Below are 22,312 nucleotides of genomic sequence, written 5' to 3' on the forward strand. Positions count from 1 at the left end.
CCCGCGACCACTCCGAGGAGACCGACATGACCGAACAGACCGCCGCCCAACGCTCCCCGAACCCGCCGATCGTCGCCGCCGTCGACAGTTCGGCCCTGTCCTATCAGGCCGCGGCCTGGGCGGCCGCCGATGCCGCCCTGCACGCGTGCCCGCTGCGCATCGTCACCTCGATCGCCATCGGGGTCGGATTCGGGCCCGAACCGCTGCTCTCGGACGCCGATATCGACTTTCTGCGCCGCGACGGCGAGCGCATCGTGGCGGAGGCGGCCCGGGTCGCCAAGCTGTCGGCACCCGATGCGGCGCTGTCCATTTCGACCGAGGTGACGCTGGAGCCGATCATCCCGCATCTGCTCGAGCTGTCCCGGCAGGCCCGGACCGTCGTGGTCGGCAGCCGGGGCCGGGGCGCGCTGCGCCGCGGTCTGCTCGGCTCGGTCAGCACCGCGGTCGCCCAGCACGCGCACTGCCCGGTCGCCGTCATCCCGGCCGCCGCGGGCCTGGATCCGATCTCCTCGGAGCGGCCGGTGCTGGTGGGCGTCGACGGATCCCCGAACAGCGTGCCCGCCCTCGAGATCGCCTTCCAGGAAGCCTCGTTGCGCAAGGTCGGCCTGAAGGCCCTGCACGCGTGGAGCGACCTGAGCGCCTACCTGCAGCCGATCCCGGGCTGGGACACCGTGCGAAACGAGGAGTCCGAAGCGCTGGCCGAACGCCTGGCGGGCTTCGGCGAACGCTACCCCGACGTCACCGTCGACCGAATCCTGGTGCGGGACAACCCCGCCCGCGCCCTGCTCGACGAATCCGACGGCGCTCAGCTGGTGGTCGTGGGCAGCCACGGGCGTGGCGGCTTCACCGGCATGCTGCTGGGCTCCACCGCCAATGCCGTCCTGCACAGCGCCGATTGCCCGACGCTGATCGTCCGGGCCGGCTGAGCCGAGGAGTCCGAGAACATGCCGCCGATCATCGAGATGCGGAATCTGACCAAACTCTACGGCCGGGCTCCCGCGCTGGACGATGTCAGTCTCGACGTGCCGCCCGGGGTGGTGTTCGGGTATCTGGGTCCCAATGGCGCGGGCAAGACCACGACCATTCGCATGCTGGTCGGGCTCATGCGCCCGACCCGTGGGTCGGTGGCCGTCGCCGGCGCCGATCTCGTGCGCGAGCGGTCGGCGGCGCAGGCCCGCATCGGTTATCTCCCAGGGCAGTTCGTCGCCTACCAGGACCTCACGGCCGCGGAGTATCTGCGCTATCTCGCCCGGCTGCGCGGCGGCGTGGATCCCGTGTCGCTGGCTCGTCTGGTCGAGCGCATGGACCTGGACACCTCGGTGCGGATCGGCGCGATGTCGCACGGGAACCGGCAGAAGGTCGGGATCGTGCAGGCGTTCATGGCCGAACCGGACCTGCTGGTGCTCGACGAGCCGACGCAGGGACTGGATCCGCTGGTCCAGCGGGAATTCCTGGACATGCTGCGCGAAGTCCGCGACGCGGGCCGCACCGTCTTCCTGTCCTCGCACGTGCTCTCGGAGGTGCAGGCCGTGGCCGACACGGTCGCCATCCTGCGGCGCGGCAAGCTGGTCGAGGTGCGCTCGGTGGCGGAGCTGACCGCGCAGTCGCTGCGGCGGCTGGAACTCACTTTCGATGGGACACCGCCGGATTCGGGACTGCTGCGCGCGGTCGGCGGGGTCCGCTCGGTCGAGGCCGGTGATCACCTGCTGCGGGTCGAGGTCGACGGGTCGACGGCCGAGCTCCTCAAATTCGTCGCACCCTACGGGGTCAGCGACATCGTCAGCCACGAACCCGATCTCGAGGACGTCTTCCTCACCTACTACGGACAGGACCGCTGATGTTCGCCACCGTCTACCGCAAATGCCTGCGCGATCAACGCCGCGGGCTGCTCGGCTGGAGCATCGGCATCGTCGCGCTCGTGCTGCTGGAATCGGCGCTGTGGCCGTCGATCTCGAACATCTCGGGCCTGAAGCAGCTGCTGGAGAGCTATCCCGAATCGCTGCGCAAGCTGTTCGCGATCGACGAATTCACCAGCGGCACCGGGTTTCTCAATACCGAGCTGTACAGCATGATGCTGCCGATCCTGTTCCTGGTCTTCGCGATCTCGCGTGGGGCACGGGCGATCGCGGGAGAAGAGGAGAGCGGCACCCTCGAGGTGTTGCTGATCACCAGGGTGACACCCGTACGACTGCTCCTCGAGCAGAGCGCGGTCCTGATCACCGGGCTGACGGTGCTGGGAACGGTCCTGTTCGCCACGGTGGTCGCCTGCTCGGCGGTGTTCGGCATGCACGTCGGCCTCGGCGCCGCCGCCACCGGTTCGGTGGCGATGATCGCGCTGGCCGCGCCGTTCGGCGGCCTGGCGCTCGCGGTCGGGGCCGCCACCGGCCGCCGCCTGGTCGCGCTCGCCACCGCGAGCGTTGCCGCGGTGGGCGCGTACGTGCTCTACGCGGCCTCGAAGATCGTCGAGTCCGTGCGGCCCTGGGGTCCTTGGTCACCGTTCCAGCAGGCCCTGGCCGACGGCCCGATGGGCGCCGGGTTGCGGCTGGGGTATCTGTGGCTCGGCATGGTCGCCGCCGCGTTCGTGGTGGCGGCGCTCGCGGTATTCGACCGCCGTGACATCCGGGCGGTGTGAGCCCGCGGCGTTGGGCCCGGGGCGGGCGGTCTTAGGGCCCGGGACCCGATGACGATCGGCCGCAGTGTGAACACCCCCGTTTTCCATACCGTGAGAGTGGGCGGCGATCCGCCGTCCGGGAAACCGCATCGTCGGGAGAGGGCAATGAGCGATCAGGAATACGACGACCCGCACCGGCTGGTCTCCGCGGGAGTGGTTGTGGGAGTGGACGGTTCGCCGGGTTCGGAGATCGCCCTGCGCTGGGCGGCCGACCTCGCGGCGAGCCGCGACCGGGAACTGCAGCTGATCCACGGCCTGGACCTGGTGGGCACCAGCGCCGTCGTGGGTCCCTACGCGGTCGTGACCCCCGCGGTGATCGATGCCGTGCAGGAGAAGGGCCGGGCGGTGATCCGCCACGCCCGCGAGATCGTGCGGGCCGCGCACCCGGACCTGGTGGTGACCGCGCATCTGTACAACGATTCGGCCGCCGGGCTGCTGGTCGATCTCAGCGCGCAGGCCTACGCCGTGGTGCTGGGCGCGACCGGAAACGCCGGAACCCTGGCGCATCTGGGCTCGACGCTGCTGTCGGTCACCGCGCACGCCAAGGGCAATGTGGTCGTGGTGCGCCCGGATCCGCAGGCGGACAACACGGTTCGCGAAACGGGTCCAGTGGTGGTCGGCATCGATTGCGGCCCGGTCAGCGAACCCGCCATCGCGGCGGCCTTCGCCGAGGCGTCCGAGCGCGGGGCGGAACTGGTGGCCGTGCACATCTGGAGCGACTGGAGCGCGGGCATGTTCGCCGGGGAGCGTCCGATGCCGACACTCGACGACGCCGAGCAGGTGGAAGAGCTGGTGATGTCCGAGCGGCTGGCCGGGTGGCAGGAGAAGTACCCCGACGTCCACGTGGTCCGCCGCATCTACTTCACCTCGCCGGCGACACAACTGCAGCAGTGGTCCAAGCGCGCACAGCTGCTCGTGGTGGGCAACCGCGGCCGCGGTGGGTTCGTGGGGATGCTGCTCGGTTCGACCGCGCATTCGCTGGTGCAGCACGCGCACTGCCCGGTGATGGTCGTCCACGCGACCGAATGAGCGTCGGGCCGGGCGGATCACCGCCCGGCCCTTGCCGTTTCAGACCCGGGCGCGTTCGCGAGCCAGGGCGCGGTCGCGCTGTTCCTCGAAGCGGGGGATCTGCACGTGCTCGAGGTTGGACAGGTAATCGGCCAGCCGTTCCCGCGCCCGCTCGCCGCGCGGACCGAAATCGGTGCGGCCCATGACATTCCAGTGCCGCAGTACCGGCATCAGGACATCCTCGTAGTGCTGGCGCAGATCGTAGACGCCGTGTTTGGCCATCAGCACGCCGTTGCGGCGGAAGTTGGGCATCCCGACGCCGGGCATGCGGAAGTTCTCCACGATCAGGTCGATGGCCTCCATCGCCTGGTCCGGGACGAGCTCGAGGGCCGCGCCGCACAGGGTGCGGTAGAAGATCATGTGCAGGTTCTCGTCGAGGGCCAGCCGCTGCATGATGGCGTCGGCGACGGGATCGTCGCAGAACCTGGCGGTATTGCGGTGGCTGATCCGGGTCGCGAGCTCCTGGAAGCTGACATAGGCCACCGAGTACAGGAATCCGGCGTGGGCCGCGGCGGTGGCGGGGTCGACCGGCGCCGCGAAACCGGTTGTCATGTGCGCCATCCGGTCGTTCTCGAGAGCGACCGGGTCGACGCCGCGGGTCACGACCAGATAGTCGCGCAGCACGACGCTGTGCCGGTTCTCCTCGGCGGTCCAGCGCCCCACCCAGGTGCCCCAGGCGCCGTCGCGGGAGAAGTTCTCGGCGATCTCGCGGTGGTAGGAGGGCAGATTGTCCTCGGTCAGCAGGTTCGTGACCAGTGCGGCCTTGGCGACCTCGGAGAGCCTGGATTGTTCGGGATCCCAGTCGGTTCCGCCGAGCTGCGCGAAATTGCGGCCGTCGTCCCAGGGCACGTAGTCGTGCGGGTGCCAGTCCTTGAACACCGACAGATGCCGGTCCAGCGCCTGCCCGGCGACCGGTTCGAGTTCGACGAGGATCTCACGCTGGGTCAGCTCACGTGCCACGGAGGTGGTCCGCCTTCCTGTCCGATGAATGGGCCTAGCCCACCGTTGCGCGCGGCGCGGAGCGTGGACAGAGCCGAAAGTCCCCACCGGACAGGTACTTCGATCGTGACCTCAGCGGATGGTGAAGAAGTCGTGGATCGGACGGCGCGGGGTCGGGACCCACGGGTCGTTGTCGGGAGCCTTGCCGATCCGGATCACCAGCTGCGGCCGGTAGTTCGGATGGGTGAGTCCGGCCAGCGCCCTGCGCCCGCCGGGAAGTTCGGTGATGTGGGTGAGCGCGCAGGTGGACATCCCCTCCACGGTGCACTCGAGCAGTGCGACCGAGAGCGCCTCGCCGGTGCGCAGCCAGTCGGCCGGAGCGTCGCTCTCGGTGCTGAGCACGACCAGGCGGGCCCGGTCCTCGGTGGTCTCGGCGCGGCGCAGCGAGTGCTTCGCGGCCGGGAACGGGCGCCCGACGCTGACGCGGGCCGCCTCGGCATCGGAGAGCAAGGCCTCGGGCGGTACGCCTTCGGGCCCACCGGAATGACCTGTCCACCAGCCGATCTCGGCCTGATACATCATGTCGTGGCGGCGCAGGGCGGCGGCCTGCTCGGTGGCGGCGGCGAGGCGCGGGCGCACGTCATCGGCGAGCGCGTCCAGTTCGACGTAGTGCGGGGAGGTCAGCATGCGCAATCGATGCAACAGCTCGTCCCAGTGCTCCGGCGGTTCCATGGGCAGCCGGTCGGTGTGCCGGTTGTCCATCGCCGCCGCGCGCGAGTAGAGCCCGGGCGGCGGCGAATCCCAGGGCCGGAAACGGATTTCGGCCAGGTGCTCGGGCTCGGCCGGGTTCGGGAACCGGATCGTGTCGGTATGCCAGCCGCGTGCGCCCAGCGCGGTGCGCACATGCTGGAGCATCGCGCCGCAGCTGATGATCATCTGGCGGCCGTGCGGATCCATGGCGCTGAGCAGCCGGTCCGGGTCGCTGAACAGGTGCAGGACCTCGCCGTCGAGCACCCAGCGCCACGGCTGGGTGTTGTGCACCGAGGGTGCGCGCGAGGCCCGCCGCATCGCCTCCAACATGGTGTGGCGGTCGGGGATCGCGACGGAAGGAGAGTTCATGGCGGTCATGAATTCAGTGTTCGCGCCGACAAGATCATCGAGCAGGGCCCGATGTCCCGCCCGCCCGTGACCTTCGACAGCGATCACCCGACCAGCAACTCCACCGAGTCCGGCTCAGCCCAAGGTGCCCCGTGACGAGAGGTCTTTCGGCTCTGCTGCGCTGCCGGTCCGGGCGAGCAGCCTGTAGGCGTGATCATGACTCTTGGCGCCGCCCAGCCGGCGCGGACGATGGAGCCCCGCATGTTCGAGCAGACCGTGGATCGGCTGTGCCTCGAGTTCGGCGGCAGCGCGCCGCGCGACCACATCGAGTCGGTGCTGCGCCGGAGCCTGTCCGACCTGGCGGGCAGCCCCGTCGGCGCCCTCCCCGAACTCGGCGAACGCCTCGCCCGCCAACGCCTCTCGGACGCCTCGCCGGCCCCACACCCCGTCCCGGCGCTGGTCGTCGCCTGACGCACACAGCCCCTCGCTCGCGCGGCGCTCCCCGTCCGCGCCCGATCCCCCCGGGCCCGATTCCCCTGTGGGCCAGGGCCCAATGTCTCTACGCCCGCCCATGACCGCCCGTAGATCATCGGTGCATGCGAACCGACGAAGCCACTCAAATCCAGCTCGTCCAGGACAACCTGATCAGCCATCACCCCGAAGTCCCCGCCAGCGTCATCGCCGAAATGGTCGCCCACGCCCGTGAAGCCCTCACCGACGCCAGAATCCGCCACTTCGTCCCCCTCCTGATCGAACGCCGCGCCCGCATCGAACTGTCGATGTACCGAACCGCCGCGGCCCACTGACCACTGTGTGCCCGTGCGGGCGATCCGCGCGCAGATACGTCGTGCGCGACTATCGTCTATCTCACCGTGACTGCGAGGTGAATCGAATGTGGTCCATGCGGGCGTGGTGGGGTCTGGCGGGATTGGCGCTGGTGGCAGGGTGCTCGTCGTCGACGGGTCCGGCCACGACCGGCGGCCGATTGCCTTTGCACAGGGTCTCCGAGGTCGCGTTGACCGGCGGACCGTCCCGACTCGATTACGCGAGCCTGGATTCGGGCCGGGGTCTGATGTTCCTCGCGCACATGGGGGCGGGGCAGATCGTCGAGGTGGACGTCCGCGCGCACACCGTCGTGCGGACGATTCCGGATACCCCCGATGTGCACGGTGTGCTGGTCGTAGCGGACAAGCATCGTGTGTACGCGACGGTGACCGGTCGCGATCAGATCGTGGCTTTCGACGAGGACAGCGGCGCGGTGTCGTTCACCGCGGCGACCGGCGATTACCCCGACGGGCTGGCCTACGACCCGATCCGGAACGCGGTGTGGTCCACCAATGAGCGGGCGGGTACCGAGACGGTGGTCGACGCGGATACCGGAACCGTGCGCGGGACAGTCGCTTTGGGCGGTGAGGTGGGCAATGTCGTCTACGACGCGACAGCCGACCGGATGGTGGTGGCGGTACAGGGGCATGGCGAACTCGCCGTCGTCGCACCCGATTCGCTGGCGGTCACCGACCACATTCCGACGCCCGGGTGCTCCGGGCCGCACGGACAGGCACTCGATGCGAGTCAGCGGGTCATGTACGTCGGCTGCGAGGACAACGCCACCCTCGTGACCGTGGACCTCGCGAAACATGTTGTCACCGAGCACAACAGCGTCGGCGAGACGCCCGACGTGCTCGCCTACGATCCGGGCCCGCAGCGACTGTACGTGGCCACCGAGACCGGCTGGGTCAGCATCTTCGAGCGACACGGCGGGCACCTGAACCCCGCCGGGGCCGAGCATCTGGCCGACAGCGCCCACATCGTGGTCGTCGATCCCGCCGACCACCACAGCTACTTCCCGATCGCGACCGCGGACGGCGGGCCCGCGCTCTGGGAGTACGAACCCGCCGCGCAGGCAGGCGGGTGACCGGGTTCAGCGGAAGCACTCGCGCAGGGCCGCGGCTACCGGCGCGGGATCCTCGGGGTTGTGGTATTGGCCGGGCAACACGAGGGAATGGGCCCGGGGGAGTGTGGATTGGAGGAGTTCGACGCTTTTCGTGCCGTAGGAGTCGGTGAGTTCGCCGGACAGCAGAAGCGTCGGGAGGGTGATCGCGGACCACGGGGAGATGTCGGGGTCCATGGCGGTCAGGCATTCGAGGTCGGCGACGAGGCCAGGGGCTCGGAAGGCGAGACCGTCGGCGAGGGGGCGGAGATGTTCGTCGGGGATGACGGAATCCATGATGGCGGTGAAGAATTCGACGATCGCGTCCGCGGGCCGGTCGTCGGCGACGAGGGTGCGGATGGTGGCGAGGGTCGGGGCCAGTGGGGGACCGGCGAGAACAACCGGGGGTTCGTAGAGGGCCAGGCGGCGGACCATCGAGGGGTCCCGGTGCATGGCGTGCAGGGTGACCAGGCCGCCTGCCGAGTGGCCGAAGACGAAAGCGGGTTCGCCGAGGGTGGCGAGGACGGCGGCGAGATCGGTGGCCTGGGTGCTGAATCGGGCGGGGCGCGGGCCGTTTCCGCTGGGGCCGTAATCGCGGCGTTCGATCACGACGACGCGGTAGTCGGGGGCCAGCAGCTCGGCCAGGTCGTCATAGTTGCCGGTGGTGACGAGCGCGCCGTGAACGATCACCAGCGGCGGACCTTCCCCGCGAGTGTGGAAGACGATGCGGGTTCCGTCCGCCGAGGTGACAGTGTCGGTGCGTTGCGTCATACCGCGAGCTTGACAGTCGGCTCTTGCGTGGCGCTTGCGTCGGGCATCAGCTGCTGGAGGGCGGGAGCCCACCGTGAATGGTGTTGTGGGAAGCATCGATTCAGCAGGTCGAGCATGATGGCGGGCGCGGTCGAGGCTCCCGGCGATGCGCCGAGCAAGCCCGCGATGGTGCCGTCCGCGCCGGTGACGAGCTCGGTTCCCATGGTCAGCACGCCCAGGCGTCGCGGGTCGGGTTTGACGAGCTGGGCACGCTGTCCGGCCTGCACCAGATACCAGTCGGCAGGATCGGCCTCGGGGTAGAAGCGTTGCAGCTGAGCGAATTTGCGGCGATGGCTGGAGAGCAGTTCGCGGATCAGATAGCCGACCAGCGGCAGGTTCTGCAATCCGGCGGCGATCAAGGGCACGATGTTCGTCGGACGCAGGGTGGTGAACAGGTCGCTGAGCCTGCCGTGCTTGAGCAGCCGGGTACTGAAGGTCGCGTAGGGGCCGAACAGCAGCGACGCTTCGCCCTCGACGACGCGCTTGTCCATGTGCGGCACCGACATCGGGGGAGCGCCGACCGGGGCCTGGCTGTAGACCTTCGCCTCGTGGCGGGCCACGACCTCGGGGTTGTCGGTGCGCAGGAATTGCGCGCCGACGGGGAAGACCCCGTAGCCGCGCACCTCGGGAATGCGCGCCTTCTGCAACAGTTTCAGCGCGTACCCGCCCGCCCCGACGAACACGAAGCGGGCGCGAACGGTGAAGCGCTCCCGCGTGTTCCGGTCGCGGCCGGTGACCGTCCAGACGCCGTCGGCGTCGCGGCGCAACCCGGTCACCTCGCGGCCGGTGAGCACCTGGCCGCCGGCCGCGGTCATGCTGTCGACCAATTTGCCCGTGAGCGACCCGAAATCGACGTCTGTGCCCGCCTCGTACCGGGTGGCCGCGACCGGCTCGCCCGCGGCGCGACCCGCCATCAGCAGAGGAGCCCAGCCCGCGATCACGGCCGGGTCTTCGCTGTATTCCATGGCCGCGAACGCGGGCAATGCCCGCAGCGTCTCGAACCGCTGTCGCAGATACGCGACATCCCGCTCGCCGAACACCACATCCATATGCGGTGTCGCGGTGACGAAGTCGGTGTCGGCGAGCGCACCCCGGTCGGCGAGACCGGCCCAGAACCGTCGCGAGAGCGCGAACATGGACGCGATCTCCGCCGCTTTGCCCGGATCGGACGCGTCCGGCATGTAGTTGAGCTCGCAGAAACCCGAATGGCCCGTACCCGCGTTGTTCCACGGATCCGAACTCTCCGCCGCGACCCGGTCGAGCCGTTCGAGCAGCGCCATCGACCAATCGGGTTGCAGTGCGGCGATCAGTGCCCCGAGGGTGGCCGACATGATGCCGCCACCGATCAGGACGACATCGAGAATTTCCGTCCGTGCGGGGGATTCGTTGCTAGATGTATGGGATTCCATCGGATCGACCTCCTTGGCTCCTGATATCTGTCATCGTCACGCCGCACGGATTCATCCGTCCAATGTTCATTCCGTGCATTTATGATCCAAGTATGGATGAATTGTCCCCGTCCCAGGTGGAGGCGCTGATTCCGCTGCTCGCGGCCTTCGACGCGGCCGCGGAGGAGGGGCACATCACACGCGCGGCCCAGCGGCTCGGGGTGCCGCAGTCCTCGCTGAGCCGACGCTTGAAAGCGGTCGAGCAGGCGGTCGGAGTGAAGCTGTTCCAACCGGTCGGTCGCCGCGTGGCCCTGACCGCCGCCGGACAGGAACTCCATGACCGCACCCGCGGCCTGGTCCGAGCCCTCGGCGACGCCGTCGACCTCGTACGCAGCGACGCCGACCCGGACAGCGGCCTGGTCCGCTTCGGCTTCCCGTTCAGCCTGGGACCGGTCAGCATCCCCTCGCTACTGGCCGACTTCCACGCGGGCGCACCGCGAATCCGGCTGCACCTGGTGCAGGCCCACGGCACCGCCCTGGTCGACATGGTCCGCGAGGGCCGCCTGGACCTGGCCGTCAGCATCCCCGCCCCCGACGACCTGCCGACGATCATCCTGGGATTCCAGCGAATCCACCTCTACGTCGCGAGCAACCATCCGCTCGCCACCCGAACCGAAGTCGATCTCGCCGATCTCGCCGCCGAGCCGTTCATCGCCAACCCCCCGACCTACCACCTGCGCCGCCTCTTCGACTCCTGGTGCGCCACCGCCGGATTCACTCCGCAGGTCGGCTTCGAGATCACCGAATTCGAAACCCTGCGCGCCCTGGTGGCCCAGAACCTCGGCATCGCCGTCCTCCCCGCCCCCGAACTCCCGCACCCCGGCCTCACCCGCGTCGCCTTGACCGGCGAGCGCGAACGCAGCATCGGCCTGATCTCGGGTAACCACCGCCCCACCCCGGCCGTGGCCCGCCTGCGCGATCATGTTGCGTCCCACGCCATGTCCTACCTCGACCGGGCGCGGCTGTCGGCTCAGGAGTAGCTCGGGTCCGCGTCCTCGGACTCGACGTCGAGGACCTTGCCGGGGTTGAACAGCCCGAACGGGTCGAGGGCGCGTTTGACGGCCAGCATGAGGTCGACGCCCGAGCCGTGTTCCTCGCGCAGATACTTCTTCTTGGTCAAGCCGATGCCGTGCTCGCCGGTGGCGGTGCCGCCGACCTCGAGGGCGTGGCGCACCACGAGATCCGAGAACACCTGCGCGCCCGCGTATTCGTCCTCGTTGTAGGGGACGATGGTGTGCACGTTGCCGTCGCCGATGTGACCGGCGACGGTGATGTTCAGGCCCAGTTCGGTGCCCAGGCGGGTGGCGGTGTCGACCGCTGCGGCGATCCGCGAATAGGGGACCGCGGTGTCGGTGATGAGGAACTGGCGGCCGGGATTGGCGGCCTTGACGGCGAAATAGAGGTTGTGCCGATCCTCCCAGAGCGCGTGCCGGTCGCCATGGGTGCGGGCCGTCGTCACATCGATCGCGTTGTGCGCGTGCGCGATCCGTTGAATCTCCTGCTCGTTCGCGGTAACCGCGGCGGCCGAGCTGGATTCGATGTCCACGAACAGTGCCGGGGACTCCGCGTAGGCGGTTCCGCGGAAGGCGTTGATGGCCGCCATGCTCGGCGCGTCCACCAGTTCGAGGCGGCTCACCGGCAGCGCCAGCCCGAGCATCTCGACCGCGGTGTCCACCGCCTCGGCGACGGTGGGGAACGAGATCCGCAGCGAGTGAATCCATTCCGGGATCGGATGCAGCCGCACGGTCAGCTCGGTGATGAGCCCCAGGGTGCCCGCGGACCCGATGAGCAGATCCTTCAGGTCGTATCCGCTCGACGACTTCCGCACCGCCCGCCCGAGTCGGCTCACCGTGCCGTCGGCGAACACCGCTTGCAGCGCGAGCACATTGGCGCGCATCCCGCCGTAGCGGACCGTGGTGGTGCCGCTGGCATTGGTGGCCGCCATGCCCCCGAGCGACGCATCGGCGCCGGGATCCACCGTGAACTGCAATCCGTACTCGGCCGCGGCCGCATTGAGCTGGGTCCGGGTGACCCCGGGCTGCACGGTGGCGGTGAAGTCCTCGGGCGCGATCCCGAGGATCGTATTCGCCTGCGACAGATCCACGATCAGCTCGTCACCACGTGCGAGCAGATGCCCCTCGAGGCTGGTCCCCGCTCCGCGCGCGATGATCGGAGTCCCGTTCTCCCGCGCCCATTCGACGACGCTCACCACGTCCTCGACCCCGCTCGGATACACGACCCCTCGCGGCCGTCGCCCGGAACGCCCGGTTTCGTCGATCGTGTACTGGTCGAGGACCACCGGTCGAGTGTCGATCTCGAGCATGGGGTCCTCCGAGCTCTCAGGTGGCTACTGCCTGTAGTTCATGAGGATACGGCGAATCGAGGGGGTGACGGGCAGCTCGCCCGACAGGGGCACCCAGCGGTAGTCGGCGTAGTTGGTCACCCGCACCGGTCCCGCGTCGCCCACCTCGACCGCGAAATGCTCTCTGCGGACCGGTTTTCCGGCCCCGGAGAGGTAGTCGAAGCTGCCGAGGTGGCGCACGATGTCGACCACGCTCAACCCGGTCTCCTCGCGCACGGCGCGTACGACCGCACCGGCCAGCGACTCGCCGGGCCGCACGACCGTCCCGGGTAGGTGCAGCGGACTGCGGCCCTCCGCGTGCTCCTCGTGCTCGAGCATCAGCACCGCGTCATTGTGTTCGATCACCACTCCGACCCGTAGTGCCACTCCGTCCGCGGCCGCCCGCGCCCGAAGTTCTTCCATCACCGTCTCGCCTATCGATTGCCGGGGCGAAACCTCGAAATCCCACACTGCACACCACATCCCGTATCACCGGACACCGTCGACCGATACCGATAACGCTACCGGCGGAGAAACCGCCGAGGGCAGACACATCGGCAAGATTAGACGCATCTCCACCGAACCGATCCGCACTCCGGAAACTTTCTGGCCCCCGTGCGCCGCAGCGTCCGCAAAGGCTATCGGCAAGCCTGATAGCCTGCGGTTTCGTGGTTCCCTAGGTTTTCCGGGGCGGGCCCGAAAACCAAGCCCGAAGGAGTTGCCGGTGAAGGTTTTCCAGATCGGCGCCGCCGGCGGCATCGGACGCCGGCTGTCCATGCTGCTGACCGCGCGCGGTGACCACGTCACCGGCATGCACCGCAATCCCGAACAGGCCGACGTCATCGCCGCCACCGGCGCGACGCCGCTGGTCGGCGACCTCATCTCCGACACCGTCGAGCAACTGGCCGCGAAATTCCGCGGCCACGACGTCATCGTGTTCTCCGCCGGCGCCCACGGCACCGGCGTCGACCAGACCACCCTGATCGACGGCAAGGGCCTCGAGAAGGCCGCCGAGGCGGCCCGGCAAGCCGGTGTGTCACGGTTCGTCCTCGTATCGGTGTTCCCCGACGCGGGACGCGACCGCGAGACCACCCCCGGCTTCGAGCACTACATGCGCGTCAAGAAAACCGCCGACGTCTTCCTGGCCGGCACCGATCTCGACTGGCTCATCGTCCGCCCCGGAACCCTCCGCGACGAGCCCGGAAACGGCCTGGTCACAGCAGGATTGGCGATCGAATACGGCGACATCCGCCGCGACAACGTAGCCGCCTTCCTCGACGCCGCCCTCCGCCGCCCCGCCCTGAACCGCGTCATCATCGAACTCACCGACGGACCGACACCCGTCGAGGAAGCCGTCGACCGGCTGCTGGGCTGAACCATGCCCAGCGCAGGGCGGCGGCGCGGAGCGCGAAGGCGGTCAGGACCGTCGCGATTGTGGCGATGGTCAGCTCGAGATGTGGCTGGCACAGTAGGAAGACGCCCGCTGCGCCCAAAGCTGCTGTGACGTACCAGGATCCGATGCGTACCAGGGCGACCGGGTCGCCGAGCAGCAGGTCGCGTAGGACGCCGCCGCCGGTGCAGGCGAGAATGCCGACCAGTACCGCGCCGGTCGGGGAGAGGCCGGCCAGTTGGGCCTTGGTGATGCCGAGGACGAGGTACAGGCCCAGTGCCGCTGCGTCCGTGAGCGCGATCAGAGTCGCGGCGCGGACCAGCAAGTGCGCGAACATCATTCCGATGCCCGCTGCGGCCATGGCGGTGAGGAGGTAGCCGTCGCCGCGCAGTGCGGCGGGTGTGCGGGCGAGGGCGACATCGCGCAGCATGCTGCCGCCCAGGCCGGTCGCGATACCGATGACCATCACCCCGATCACGTCGATGCCCTCGGACGCCGCGCGGCGGGTAGCGGTGACCGCGCCGCCGAGCGCGCCGACGGCGACCGCCGAAAGGTCGAGACCGGTTGGGATGTGGAGCAGTCCGGTCACGGCCGGGCCGCGCGCGTGCTGGCGAAGATCCCGGAACGTTCGAGTTCGGTTCCGACGGTTACGGATTCGATCCATTCCGCGGTGGTCGCCACCGCCGCGAACCGGGACTGCATGACGACCAGTACCGCCTCGTGCAGCTGCTTGGCCTCGATCGATCCGGCCCTGTTGCCCAGGGCGAGCGTGCCCGTCGCATCGGAGAGGAATTCCACCGCCAGCCCCCGGTGCACCGCGTCGCGTGCGGTCGACTCGTCGCAGTTCTGGGTCATGTAGCCGCAGATCGCCACGGTGTCGACGCCGTGCTCGGCGAGCCACTCGCCCAATCCGGTGCCGGTGAAGCTCGACGGCAGCGTCTTCTCGATCAACAGATCGTGCGGCCGCTCGGTCACCGTCGGATGCAGCGCGAAACCCGCGCTGTCCCTGGCGAAGATCGGTGCGGACTCGGGTGCGGCCTGCTGAACCAGAATCACCGGTATTCCGGCCGCCGTCGCCGCGTCCATGGCCGCGGCGATATTCGCCAGGCTGATATCGAGCGGGGGATAGGCGATGGGCAGATTCCCGATCACGTACTCGTTCTGGACATCGATCACGATCAACGCGCGCTTCATGCGAATCAGCCTCGGCGTGCCCGCGCTCGCGGACCAGTGCCGCATTCGTCCCCGGTATCGCCCGAACCGAGGTTTGCCAGAACCCCCATAAGATGTCCGGTCGTGGAAGAGACCTCGCAGATCGGCGCATTCCTGCGCTCGCGCCGCGCCCGCCTGCGACCGGAGGACGTCGGGCTCACCGTCTACGGCACCCGTCGCCGTGTTCCGGGCCTGCGGCGCGAGGAACTCGCCCAACTGGCCGGTATCAGCGTCGACTATTACATCCGCTTCGAACGCGGCCGCCTCGACAATGTCTCCGACTCGGTCATCGACGCCGTTGCCAGGGCCCTGCGCCTGGACCCGGACGAGCACCGCCACCTGCACAATCTCGCGCACCCGCCCGCACACGACGTCCCGGACTCGCCGCGGATCCGTCCTGGCCTGCAGCAATTGGTGGCCGCGGTGGACCCCAACCCCGCCTACGTGGTCGGCCACCACACCAACATCCTGGCCTGGAACCGGGCCGCCGCAGCGATCTTCGATGTCGACTTCGCGGCGATCCCCGATGCCGAACGCACCTGGGCGCACCTGATCTTTCTCAACGACAGGGTCCGCCGCGTCACCGCCCCCACCTGGCCGGAGATGGCCCGCCGCGTCGTCACCTACCTGCGCCTGCGCGCCAGCGCCCGCCCCGACGACACCGCCCTGCACGCACTCGTCGCCACCATGACCGCGGCCAGCGACCAGTTCCGCTACATGTGGGAGACCCACGATGTCGCTGATATTTCGCACGGCCGCTACCACCTCGACCACCCGCGTGTCGGCGAACTCCACCTGGACTTCGAATTCCTGAATCTGCCCGCCGACCCGGGCGTGCGCGCCCTGGTCCTCTACAGCGCCGAACCCGGCACACCCTCGGCGGCGGCCCTGCGCGAACTCACGCACCGCGACGCCGATCCGGCCGGGAAATAGCTGAAACCCACATTTCAGAGCCGAAATTCGCGCGCCGATCGCAACCGGGTGCGGCAATTACGGCGGATACCTGGAATAGTTGGGTCCGAACGCACAGGACCAAGGCGAAAGCGGGGATGTTGGTGACTTCGACTGATGGTGTGAGCGGGGTAAGCACGGTGAAGGATGCGCCGCCCTCGGCTTCGAACACCCTCGAGCGCGATGTCCAGACCCTGGAAAAGGCGATCTACGAAGTCAAACGGGTGATCGTCGGTCAGGATCGACTGGTCGAGCGGCTGTTGGTCGGAGTACTCGCCAAGGGACACGTACTGCTGGAGGGCGTGCCGGGTATCGCCAAGACCCTGGCCGTGGAGACCTTCGCGAAGGTGGTGGGCGGCAGCTTCTCCCGCGTCCAGTTCACCCCCGACCTGGTGCCCACCGACCTCGTCGGTACCCGCATCTACCGGCAGGGCCGCGAGGAGTTCGACACCGAGCTGGGCCCGGTGGTCGCGAACTTCGTGCTCGCCGACGAGATCAACCGCGCGCCCGCCAAGGTGCAGTCCGCGCTGCTCGAGGTGATGGCCGAGCGGCACGTGTCCATCGGCGGCAAGACCTACCCGATGCCGAACCCGTTCCTGGTCATGGCGACCCAGAACCCGATCGAGTCGGAGGGCGTGTACCCGCTGCCCGAGGCGCAGCGCGACCGCTTCCTGTTCAAGGTCGTCGTGGACTACCCCTCGGTCGAGGAGGAGCGCGAGATCATCTACCGGATGGGCGTCACCCCGCCGGAGGCCAAGCGCATTCTCGACCCGGAGGAACTGGTCCGCCTGCAGGGCGTGGCCGCCAATACCTTCGTCCACCATGCGCTGGTCGACTACGTGGTCCGCGTGATCGCCGCGACCCGCAAGCCCGCCGACTTCGGCATGCAGGACGTGGCCGGGTGGATCTCCTACGGCGCCTCCCCGCGTGCCTCGCTGGGCATCATCGCCGCCGCCCGCGCGGTCGCGCTGATCCGCGGCCGCGACTATGTGGTCCCGCAGGACGTGGTCGAGGTGATCCCGGATGTGCTGCGCCACCGCTTGGTGCTGTCTTATGACGCCCTGGCCGACGAGGTCAGCCCCGACGACGTGATCAAGCGCGTGCTGCAGACCGTCGGCCTGCCGCAGGTCGCCGCCCAGGCCAACATGCCCGCCGGTGCGCCCGCCGCGCCGATGCCCGCCCCGGCTCAGCCGCCGGTGATGGGCCCGCACGGCGGCCAGCAGCAGATGGCTCCGGTCGGTGGTGTTCCGCAGCCGCCGCAGGGTATTCCGCAGCCCCCGAACGGTCATGCGCCGGGAGTCCCCGGTCAGCCGCAGGCGAAGTGAGGCCGGTCTCGGAATCGATTGCGCCCGTGACGATCTCACCCCCCAGCGACTCCACGCACGCCCCGCCCTCGTTCCGGCAGGGGCAGTTGACCGACCCCCGGTTGACCGCGGCGTTGAAGACGCTCGAACTCACCGTGCGCCGCCGCCTGGACGGCGTCCTGCACGGTGACCACCTGGGCCTGATCCCCGGACCCGGCTCCGAACCCGGCGACGCCCGCATGTACCAGCCGGGCGACGATGTGCGGCAGATGGATTGGTCGGTCACCGCCCGCACCACCCATCCGCACGTGCGCCAGATGATCGCCGACCGCGAACTCGAGACGTGGCTGGTCATCGACCTGTCCGCGAGTCTGGACTTCGGCACCGCGCTGTGCGAGAAGCGGGATCTGGTGGTCGCCGCGGCGGCCGCGGTCACGCATCTGACCAGCGGCGGCGGCAACCGCATCGGCGCGGTGGTGGCCAACGGCCAGCAGCTGATCCGCATTCCGGCCCGCAGCGGCCGGGTGCACGAGCAGTCCATGCTGCGCAAGATCGCCACCACCCCGCACGCGCCCGACGGCGTGCGCGGCGATCTGCAGGGCGCCATCGAGGCCCTGCGTCGTCCGCAGCGCAAACGCGGTCTGGCCGTGGTCATCTCCGACTTCCTCGGCGATATCGACTGGCAGCGTTCGCTGCGCGCCATCTCCGGCCGCCATGATCTGCTCGGCGTCGAGATCCTCGACCCGCGCGATCTGGAACTACCCGATGTCGGGGATGTGGTCCTGCACGACCCGGAGTCGGGCCGGACCCGTGAATTCAGTGTGACCCCCACGCTCCGTGCCGATTTCGCGCGCGCGGCGCAACGCCATCGCGAGCAGGTCGAGGGCGCGTTGCGCAGTTGCGGTGCGCCGGTGATGACCCTGCGCACCGATCGCGACTGGATCTCGGACGTGGTCCGATTCGTGTCCACCCGGCGCCACACCTTCGGCGCCCCGAATGCCGGACGGGTGCCGCGGCAGTGACTATTGGCGATTTGACCTTCAGCCTTTCGAATTTCACGCATGAGGCGTGGCTGGCCTTCCTGGTGGTGATCGGGCTCGCGGCACTGACCTACGTGCTGATGCAGCAGCGCCGCCGCAAGCACGTGCTGCGCTTCTCCAATATGGAGATGCTCGAGAAGGTGGCCCCGCGCCAGCCGCGCGCGTGGCGGCATGTGCCGGTGGCGATCACGCTGATCGGGCTGATCTTCCTGACCTTCGCCGCCGCCGGTCCGACCGCGGCCAAGAAGGTGCCGCGCAACCGTGCCACGGTGATCCTGGTGATCGACGTGTCGCTGTCGATGGAGGCGACCGACGTGCCGCCCAGTCGAATTCAGGTGGCCAAGAAGGCCGCCAAGGAATTCGCCGACAACCTCACCCCCGGTATCAACCTGGGTCTGGTCACCTTCGCCGGCACCGCCTCGGTGCAGGTGTCGCCGACCACCAACCGCGAAGCGGTGAAGGCGGCCATCGACAATATGAAGCTGGCCGAGCGCACCGCCACCGGTGAGGGCATTCTGACCGCGCTGCAATCCATCGACACCCTGGCCTCGGTGCTCGGTGGCGCGGAGAAGCCGCCGCCGGCCCAGATCGTGATGATGTCCGACGGTAAGCAGACCGTTCCGGACGACAAGGATGTCGAGAATCCCCGCCACGGCTTCACCGCCGCGCGTCTGGCGAAGGAGAAAGGCGTTCCGGTGTCGACGATTTCGTTCGGCACCACCTGGGGCACCGTCGAGATCCCGGATCAGGACGGCAAGGGCTCGCAGCGCGTGCGCGTCCCCGTCGACGACGACTCGCTGCGCGAGATCGCGAAACTGTCCGGCGGAGAGTTCTTCACGGCCTCCACGCTGGAGGAACTCAAGAATGTGTACGGCCATCTGGAAGAGCAGATCGGCTACGAGAAGACCATCGCGGACGCGTCCCGGCCGTGGGTGCTGGCGGGGTTGGTGGTGACCGCCATGGGGCTGGTCGCCGCGCTGCTCTATCGTCAGCGTCTGCCGTAAATCGGTACCGCGCGCCGAGTCCCGAACACGAACAGATAGGTTTCCCCTTATGTCGAACATCACATCCCGGTCGGTACTGGTGACCGGCGGTAACCGCGGCATCGGTCTCGCGGTCGCCCAGCGCCTGCTCGCCGACGGACACAAGGTCGCCGTGACGCATCGTGGGTCCGGCGTTCCCGAGGGTCTTTTCGGCGTGAAATGCGATGTGACCGATAGCGAATCGGTCGATCGCGCGTTCTCCGAGGTGGAGGCGCACCAGGGTCCGGTCGAGGTCGTCGTCGCCAACGCGGGCATCGTGGACAACACGCTGCTGATGCGCATGACCGAGGATTCGTTCTCCAAGGTCATCGACGCCAACCTCACCGGTGCGTGGCGAGTCGCCCAGCGCGCCAACCGCAATATGCTCAAGAACCGCTTCGGTCGCATCGTGTTCCTCGGCTCGGTCGTCGGCCAGATGGGCTCGCCCGCGCAGGTCAGCTACGCGGCCTCGAAGTCCGGTCTGATCGGTATGGCCCGCGCCATCACCCGCGAGGTCGGCAAGCGCAACATCACCGCGAACGTGGTGGCGCCCGGCCTGATCGACACGGACATGACCCGCGAGGACATGACCGAGGAGATGCGCAAGAACGTCCTCGAGTTCATCCCGGCGGGCCGCATCGGCCAGGCCGAGGACGTCGCGGCCGCGATCAGCTTCCTGGTCTCCGACGACGCCTCCTACATCTCCGGCGCGATCATCCCCGTCGACGGCGGAATGGGCATGGGCCACTGAGCCTTCCGCTCAGGCTCCACCCGATCGCCAAGCCCCCAGCATTCTGATAACGAGGAGAACCGACCACCCCATGGCTGGATTGCTCGACGGCAAAACCGTCCTCATCACCGGCATCATCACCGACTCGTCCATCGCCTTCCACGCGGCCGCGGTCGCGCAGGAGCAGGGCGCGAAGGTGATCATCACCGGCATCCCGGAGCGCCTGCGGCTCATCGACCGCATCGCCAAGCGCCTGCCGCAGGAGGTCCCCCCGGCCATCGGCCTGGACGTGACCAATGAGGAGAACCTCGCCGAGCTGGCCGACAAGGTCCGCGAGCTGGCCCCCGAGGGCATCGACGGTGTGCTGCACTCGATCGCGTTCGCGCCGCGCACCCTGATGGGCCCCGAGGCCCTGCCGTTCCTGGACGGTCCGGGCGCCGACGCCGCCAAGGCGTTCGAGATCTCGGCCTGGTCCTACGCCTCGCTGGCCCGCGCCGTGCTGCCGGTCATGAACGAGGGCGGCTCGATCGTGGGCATGGACTTCGATCCGCGCACCGCGATGCCGTACTACAACTGGATGGGTGTGGCCAAGGCCGCGCTCGAGTCGGTGAACCGGTACGTGGCGCGAGAGGTGGGCGAGGCCAAGAGGGTTCGCTCCAACCTGATCGCCGCGGGCCCGATCAAGACCCTCGCCGCCAAGGCTATCGCGGGCACCGCGACCGATGACGCCAAGCAGCTGAACATGCTCAACACCTACTGGGACGGCGCGTCCCCGATCGGCTGGGACGTCGACGACCCGACCGTGGTCGCCAAGTCCGTGGTCACCCTGCTGTCGGACTGGCTGCCGGGCACCACCGGATCGATCATCTACGTCGACGGCGGCGCCAGCCACAACACCTGGTTCCCGGCCGACGGCTTCGGCGCCAACTGATTCACGAGATATAAGGAGGAGAGCAGTGGCTGCGGAGCCCACGGCTCATGAAGTGGATGCCCTGCTACTGCTGTCCTTCGGCGGTCCCGAGCGCCCCGAGGACGTGATGCCGTTCCTGGAGAACGTCACTCGGGGCCGGGGGATCCCGCCCGAACGCCTCGCCGAGGTCGCGCAGCACTATCTGCACTTCGGCGGGGTGTCGCCGATCAACGCGCTCAACCTCGACATCATCAAGGCGATCGAGGCCGAATTCGCCTCGCGCGGTGTCGATCTGCCGGTGTACTTCGGCAACCGCAACTGGCATCCCATGGTCGAGGAGACCGTGGAGCGGATGCGCGCCGACGGGATCCGTTCGGCGCTGGTGTTCCCGACCTCGGCGTGGGGCGGCTACTCGGGCTGCCTGCAGTACCAGGAGGACATCACCCGCGCCCGGGCCGCCGTGACCGACGCGCCCGATCTGGTGAAGCTGCGCCAGTACTTCGATCACCCGCTGTTCATCGCCGCCTTCGCGGACAATATTCGCGCCGCGGTGGCCGAATTGCCCGCCGACAAGCAGGAATCCGCGCGCTTGGTCTTCACGGCGCACTCGATCCCGGTGTCGGCGGACGTGGCCTCCGGTCCGACCACCGAGGAACATCTCTACAGCCGCCAGGTCGCCGAGGCGGCCCGGCTGTGCGCCGCCGCAACCGGATTCGACGACTACGACCTGGTGTGGCAGTCGCGTTCGGGCCCGCCGCAGATCCCGTGGCTGGACCCCGACATCGTCGACCACCTCGACGCTCTCGCCGAGCAGGGTGTGGACGCGGTCGTGGTGTGCCCCGTCGGTTTCGTCTCCGACCACCTCGAGGTCATCTGGGATCTCGACAACGAGGCGAAAGACCGTGCGGCCGAACTGGGTATGGCCTTCGCGCGCGCGGCGACCCCCGGCCCCGACCCGCGCTTCGCGCAGCTGGTCGCCGAGCTGGTCGCCGAATACCGTTCCGCCGCAGCCCCGTCCCGCCTGAGCGACATGACGTCGCTGGGCTGCACCCGCAACGGCGCGCCCTGCGCCGTGGGCTGCTGCGCGCTGCCGCCACGCCGTCCCGAAGTCGCGCGAACCGCGAGCGAATTGTAGTGTCGCCCAGGTGACCAACCCCGCCCGCGCCACCCAGCAGCGACGTCAGCCCGCCTCGAGCAGCGCCCCCGCCCGCAAGAAGCGCACCTTCGGCCCGCCCGACATGTTCGTCTGGGCCCCCGTGCTGACCCTGTTCCTCACGGCCGGAATCGTCGGCACCATCGGCCAATCCATCGGCTTCGCCGCCGCCTTCGTCGGCATCGCCGTCCTCATGGTCGTCGCCGACATGTGGTTCAACCGCTGACGGTTTCGCGAGAACCGGTCGCAACCCGACCGGTTCGAATCAGCGGATAGCATCGCGGGGCACGTTCGA

The 22,312-nt window shown here is 68.8% G+C and carries 25 protein-coding genes; 17 read left to right on the forward strand and 8 right to left on the reverse strand.

Annotation, left to right across the window (positions count from 1 at the left end; genetic code table 11):
- Window positions 1–26: 26 nt before the first annotated feature.
- The 4 genes from GPX89_RS14160 to GPX89_RS14175 all read left to right on the forward strand — a co-directional run bounded on the left by GPX89_RS14160 (window position 27) and on the right by GPX89_RS14175 (window position 3,700).
- Entirely contained in the window at window positions 27–926 is a 900-nt protein-coding gene (locus tag GPX89_RS14160; protein ID WP_157387886.1) for a universal stress protein, read from the forward strand.
- An 18-nt stretch (window positions 927–944) separates the two neighbouring features.
- Window positions 945–1,838: an ABC transporter ATP-binding protein gene (locus tag GPX89_RS14165; RefSeq protein ID WP_235947126.1), complete on the forward strand. Its 894-nt coding sequence runs from the start codon at window positions 945–947 to the stop codon at window positions 1,836–1,838.
- Window positions 1,838–2,632, forward strand: coding sequence for an ABC transporter permease (locus GPX89_RS14170; RefSeq protein ID WP_157387887.1), 795 nt, complete (start codon window positions 1,838–1,840; stop codon window positions 2,630–2,632). The genes GPX89_RS14165 and GPX89_RS14170 overlap by 1 nt, the downstream gene beginning before the upstream one ends.
- 144 nt (window positions 2,633–2,776) lie before the next feature.
- Window positions 2,777–3,700, forward strand: a complete 924-nt coding sequence (locus tag GPX89_RS14175) for a universal stress protein (RefSeq protein ID WP_157387888.1) — start codon at window positions 2,777–2,779, stop codon at window positions 3,698–3,700.
- Window positions 3,701–3,739: 39 nt separating this feature from the next.
- Here the strand turns inward: GPX89_RS14175 and GPX89_RS14180 are convergent, their stop codons facing one another.
- Window positions 3,740–4,699 (reverse strand): acyl-ACP desaturase, encoded by a 960-nt coding sequence (locus tag GPX89_RS14180; RefSeq protein WP_328601803.1) that lies wholly within the window; start codon window positions 4,697–4,699, stop codon window positions 3,740–3,742.
- 111 nt (window positions 4,700–4,810) lie between these two features.
- Entirely contained in the window at window positions 4,811–5,806 is a 996-nt protein-coding gene (locus tag GPX89_RS14185; protein WP_157387889.1) for an Acg family FMN-binding oxidoreductase, read from the reverse strand.
- Window positions 5,807–6,037: 231 nt separating this feature from the next.
- Here GPX89_RS14185 and GPX89_RS14190 point away from each other — a divergent pair, with 231 nt between their 5' ends.
- From GPX89_RS14190 to GPX89_RS14200, 3 genes are all read left to right on the forward strand, one after another.
- Window positions 6,038–6,247 carry a three-helix bundle dimerization domain-containing protein gene (locus tag GPX89_RS14190; RefSeq protein ID WP_157387890.1) on the forward strand — a complete coding sequence of 70 codons (210 nt, stop codon included), beginning with the start codon at window positions 6,038–6,040 and terminating at the stop codon, window positions 6,245–6,247.
- Between the two features lie 125 nt (window positions 6,248–6,372).
- Window positions 6,373–6,582, forward strand: a complete 210-nt coding sequence (locus GPX89_RS14195; protein WP_157387891.1) for a three-helix bundle dimerization domain-containing protein — start codon at window positions 6,373–6,375, stop codon at window positions 6,580–6,582.
- Window positions 6,583–6,668: 86 nt separating this feature from the next.
- On the forward strand, window positions 6,669–7,691 hold the full coding sequence (locus GPX89_RS14200; protein WP_235947128.1) for a YncE family protein: 1,023 nt from the start codon (window positions 6,669–6,671) through the stop codon (window positions 7,689–7,691).
- 6 nt (window positions 7,692–7,697) lie between these two features.
- On the opposite strand, the gene GPX89_RS14205 is transcribed toward GPX89_RS14200, so the two are convergent.
- A complete protein-coding gene (locus tag GPX89_RS14205) occupies window positions 7,698–8,477 on the reverse strand; it encodes an alpha/beta fold hydrolase (RefSeq protein WP_157387892.1) in 780 nt (259 codons plus the stop codon).
- Window positions 8,474–9,925, reverse strand: a complete 1,452-nt coding sequence (gene mqo / locus GPX89_RS14210; protein ID WP_157387893.1) for a malate dehydrogenase (quinone) — start codon at window positions 9,923–9,925, stop codon at window positions 8,474–8,476. Before mqo ends, GPX89_RS14205 begins: the two co-directional genes overlap by 4 nt.
- A 92-nt stretch (window positions 9,926–10,017) precedes the next feature.
- On the opposite strand from mqo, the gene GPX89_RS14215 reads away from it, so the two are divergent.
- Window positions 10,018–10,944 (forward strand): LysR family transcriptional regulator, encoded by a 927-nt coding sequence (locus GPX89_RS14215; RefSeq protein ID WP_198347430.1) that lies wholly within the window; start codon window positions 10,018–10,020, stop codon window positions 10,942–10,944.
- On the opposite strand, the gene GPX89_RS14220 is transcribed toward GPX89_RS14215, so the two are convergent.
- Both GPX89_RS14220 and GPX89_RS14225 read right to left on the reverse strand, forming a co-directional pair.
- Window positions 10,935–12,287: an FAD-binding oxidoreductase gene (locus GPX89_RS14220; protein WP_157387894.1), complete on the reverse strand. Its 1,353-nt coding sequence runs from the start codon at window positions 12,285–12,287 to the stop codon at window positions 10,935–10,937. The two genes, GPX89_RS14215 and GPX89_RS14220, sit on opposite strands and share 10 nt — an antisense overlap.
- A gap of 24 nt (window positions 12,288–12,311) precedes the next feature.
- Window positions 12,312–12,728 (reverse strand): NUDIX hydrolase, encoded by a 417-nt coding sequence (locus tag GPX89_RS14225; RefSeq protein ID WP_157387895.1) that lies wholly within the window; start codon window positions 12,726–12,728, stop codon window positions 12,312–12,314.
- Window positions 12,729–13,029: 301 nt separating this feature from the next.
- On the opposite strand from GPX89_RS14225, the gene GPX89_RS14230 reads away from it, so the two are divergent.
- The gene (locus tag GPX89_RS14230; protein ID WP_328601804.1) at window positions 13,030–13,680 is read left to right on the forward strand and encodes an NAD(P)H-binding protein; all 651 of its coding nucleotides are present in this window, start codon (window positions 13,030–13,032) and stop codon (window positions 13,678–13,680) included.
- On the opposite strand, the gene GPX89_RS14235 is transcribed toward GPX89_RS14230, so the two are convergent.
- Together GPX89_RS14235 and GPX89_RS14240 are read right to left on the reverse strand one after the other, a co-directional pair.
- The gene (locus GPX89_RS14235; RefSeq protein ID WP_198347431.1) at window positions 13,628–14,284 is read right to left on the reverse strand and encodes a trimeric intracellular cation channel family protein; all 657 of its coding nucleotides are present in this window, start codon (window positions 14,282–14,284) and stop codon (window positions 13,628–13,630) included. The two genes, GPX89_RS14230 and GPX89_RS14235, sit on opposite strands and share 53 nt — an antisense overlap.
- Complete coding sequence (locus tag GPX89_RS14240) at window positions 14,281–14,889, reverse strand: cysteine hydrolase family protein (protein WP_157387897.1); 609 nt, start codon at window positions 14,887–14,889, stop codon at window positions 14,281–14,283. The genes GPX89_RS14235 and GPX89_RS14240 overlap by 4 nt, the downstream gene beginning before the upstream one ends.
- A gap of 102 nt (window positions 14,890–14,991) precedes the next feature.
- Between GPX89_RS14240 and GPX89_RS14245 the strand changes: the two genes are divergently transcribed.
- The 8 genes from GPX89_RS14245 to GPX89_RS14280 all read left to right on the forward strand — a co-directional run bounded on the left by GPX89_RS14245 (window position 14,992) and on the right by GPX89_RS14280 (window position 22,243).
- On the forward strand, window positions 14,992–15,840 hold the full coding sequence (locus GPX89_RS14245; protein WP_328601805.1) for a helix-turn-helix domain-containing protein: 849 nt from the start codon (window positions 14,992–14,994) through the stop codon (window positions 15,838–15,840).
- A 116-nt stretch (window positions 15,841–15,956) separates the two neighbouring features.
- Window positions 15,957–17,183 (forward strand): AAA family ATPase, encoded by a 1,227-nt coding sequence (locus tag GPX89_RS14250; protein WP_157387898.1) that lies wholly within the window; start codon window positions 15,957–15,959, stop codon window positions 17,181–17,183.
- A gap of 26 nt (window positions 17,184–17,209) precedes the next feature.
- On the forward strand, window positions 17,210–18,184 hold the full coding sequence (locus tag GPX89_RS14255; RefSeq protein WP_328601806.1) for a DUF58 domain-containing protein: 975 nt from the start codon (window positions 17,210–17,212) through the stop codon (window positions 18,182–18,184).
- 11 nt (window positions 18,185–18,195) lie between these two features.
- Window positions 18,196–19,206: a VWA domain-containing protein gene (locus tag GPX89_RS14260; RefSeq protein WP_157387899.1), complete on the forward strand. Its 1,011-nt coding sequence runs from the start codon at window positions 18,196–18,198 to the stop codon at window positions 19,204–19,206.
- 49 nt (window positions 19,207–19,255) lie between these two features.
- A complete protein-coding gene (fabG1, locus tag GPX89_RS14265) occupies window positions 19,256–19,975 on the forward strand; it encodes a 3-oxoacyl-ACP reductase FabG1 (RefSeq protein ID WP_157387900.1) in 720 nt (239 codons plus the stop codon).
- A gap of 70 nt (window positions 19,976–20,045) precedes the next feature.
- The gene (gene inhA, locus GPX89_RS14270) at window positions 20,046–20,885 is read left to right on the forward strand and encodes an NADH-dependent enoyl-ACP reductase InhA (protein ID WP_157387901.1); all 840 of its coding nucleotides are present in this window, start codon (window positions 20,046–20,048) and stop codon (window positions 20,883–20,885) included.
- A 106-nt stretch (window positions 20,886–20,991) separates the two neighbouring features.
- Window positions 20,992–21,999 (forward strand): ferrochelatase, encoded by a 1,008-nt coding sequence (locus tag GPX89_RS14275; RefSeq protein ID WP_235947365.1) that lies wholly within the window; start codon window positions 20,992–20,994, stop codon window positions 21,997–21,999.
- A 10-nt stretch (window positions 22,000–22,009) separates the two neighbouring features.
- The gene (locus GPX89_RS14280; RefSeq protein ID WP_157387902.1) at window positions 22,010–22,243 is read left to right on the forward strand and encodes a hypothetical protein; all 234 of its coding nucleotides are present in this window, start codon (window positions 22,010–22,012) and stop codon (window positions 22,241–22,243) included.
- Window positions 22,244–22,312 lie beyond the last annotated feature (69 nt).

The organism is Nocardia terrae, assembly GCF_009760405.1.
GTDB classification, from domain to species: Bacteria; Actinomycetota; Actinomycetes; order Mycobacteriales; family Mycobacteriaceae; genus Nocardia; species Nocardia terrae.

What these genes read in the sequence shown, in the direction of transcription:
- GPX89_RS14225 (WP_157387895.1), bottom strand. Translation starts at nt 12,728, where the DNA reads ATGGAAGAACTTCGGGCGCGGGCGGCCGCGGACGGAGTGGCACTACGG.
- GPX89_RS14205 (WP_157387892.1), bottom strand. Translation starts at nt 8,477, where the DNA reads ATGACGCAACGCACCGACACTGTCACCTCGGCGGACGGAACCCGCATC.
- inhA (WP_157387901.1), top strand. Translation starts at nt 20,046, where the DNA reads ATGGCTGGATTGCTCGACGGCAAAACCGTCCTCATCACCGGCATCATC.
- GPX89_RS14165 (WP_235947126.1), top strand. Translation starts at nt 945, where the DNA reads ATGCCGCCGATCATCGAGATGCGGAATCTGACCAAACTCTACGGCCGG.
- GPX89_RS14250 (WP_157387898.1), top strand. Translation starts at nt 15,957, where the DNA reads ATGTTGGTGACTTCGACTGATGGTGTGAGCGGGGTAAGCACGGTGAAG.
- mqo (WP_157387893.1), bottom strand. Translation starts at nt 9,925, where the DNA reads ATGGAATCCCATACATCTAGCAACGAATCCCCCGCACGGACGGAAATT.
- fabG1 (WP_157387900.1), top strand. Translation starts at nt 19,256, where the DNA reads ATGTCGAACATCACATCCCGGTCGGTACTGGTGACCGGCGGTAACCGC.
- GPX89_RS14275 (WP_235947365.1), top strand. Translation starts at nt 20,992, where the DNA reads ATGCCGTTCCTGGAGAACGTCACTCGGGGCCGGGGGATCCCGCCCGAA.
- GPX89_RS14215 (WP_198347430.1), top strand. Translation starts at nt 10,018, where the DNA reads ATGGATGAATTGTCCCCGTCCCAGGTGGAGGCGCTGATTCCGCTGCTC.
- GPX89_RS14175 (WP_157387888.1), top strand. Translation starts at nt 2,777, where the DNA reads ATGAGCGATCAGGAATACGACGACCCGCACCGGCTGGTCTCCGCGGGA.
- GPX89_RS14190 (WP_157387890.1), top strand. Translation starts at nt 6,038, where the DNA reads ATGTTCGAGCAGACCGTGGATCGGCTGTGCCTCGAGTTCGGCGGCAGC.
- GPX89_RS14200 (WP_235947128.1), top strand. Translation starts at nt 6,669, where the DNA reads ATGTGGTCCATGCGGGCGTGGTGGGGTCTGGCGGGATTGGCGCTGGTG.
- GPX89_RS14170 (WP_157387887.1), top strand. Translation starts at nt 1,838, where the DNA reads ATGTTCGCCACCGTCTACCGCAAATGCCTGCGCGATCAACGCCGCGGG.
- GPX89_RS14195 (WP_157387891.1), top strand. Translation starts at nt 6,373, where the DNA reads ATGCGAACCGACGAAGCCACTCAAATCCAGCTCGTCCAGGACAACCTG.
- GPX89_RS14185 (WP_157387889.1), bottom strand. Translation starts at nt 5,806, where the DNA reads ATGACCGCCATGAACTCTCCTTCCGTCGCGATCCCCGACCGCCACACC.
- GPX89_RS14220 (WP_157387894.1), bottom strand. Translation starts at nt 12,287, where the DNA reads ATGCTCGAGATCGACACTCGACCGGTGGTCCTCGACCAGTACACGATC.
- GPX89_RS14240 (WP_157387897.1), bottom strand. Translation starts at nt 14,889, where the DNA reads ATGAAGCGCGCGTTGATCGTGATCGATGTCCAGAACGAGTACGTGATC.
- GPX89_RS14160 (WP_157387886.1), top strand. Translation starts at nt 27, where the DNA reads ATGACCGAACAGACCGCCGCCCAACGCTCCCCGAACCCGCCGATCGTC.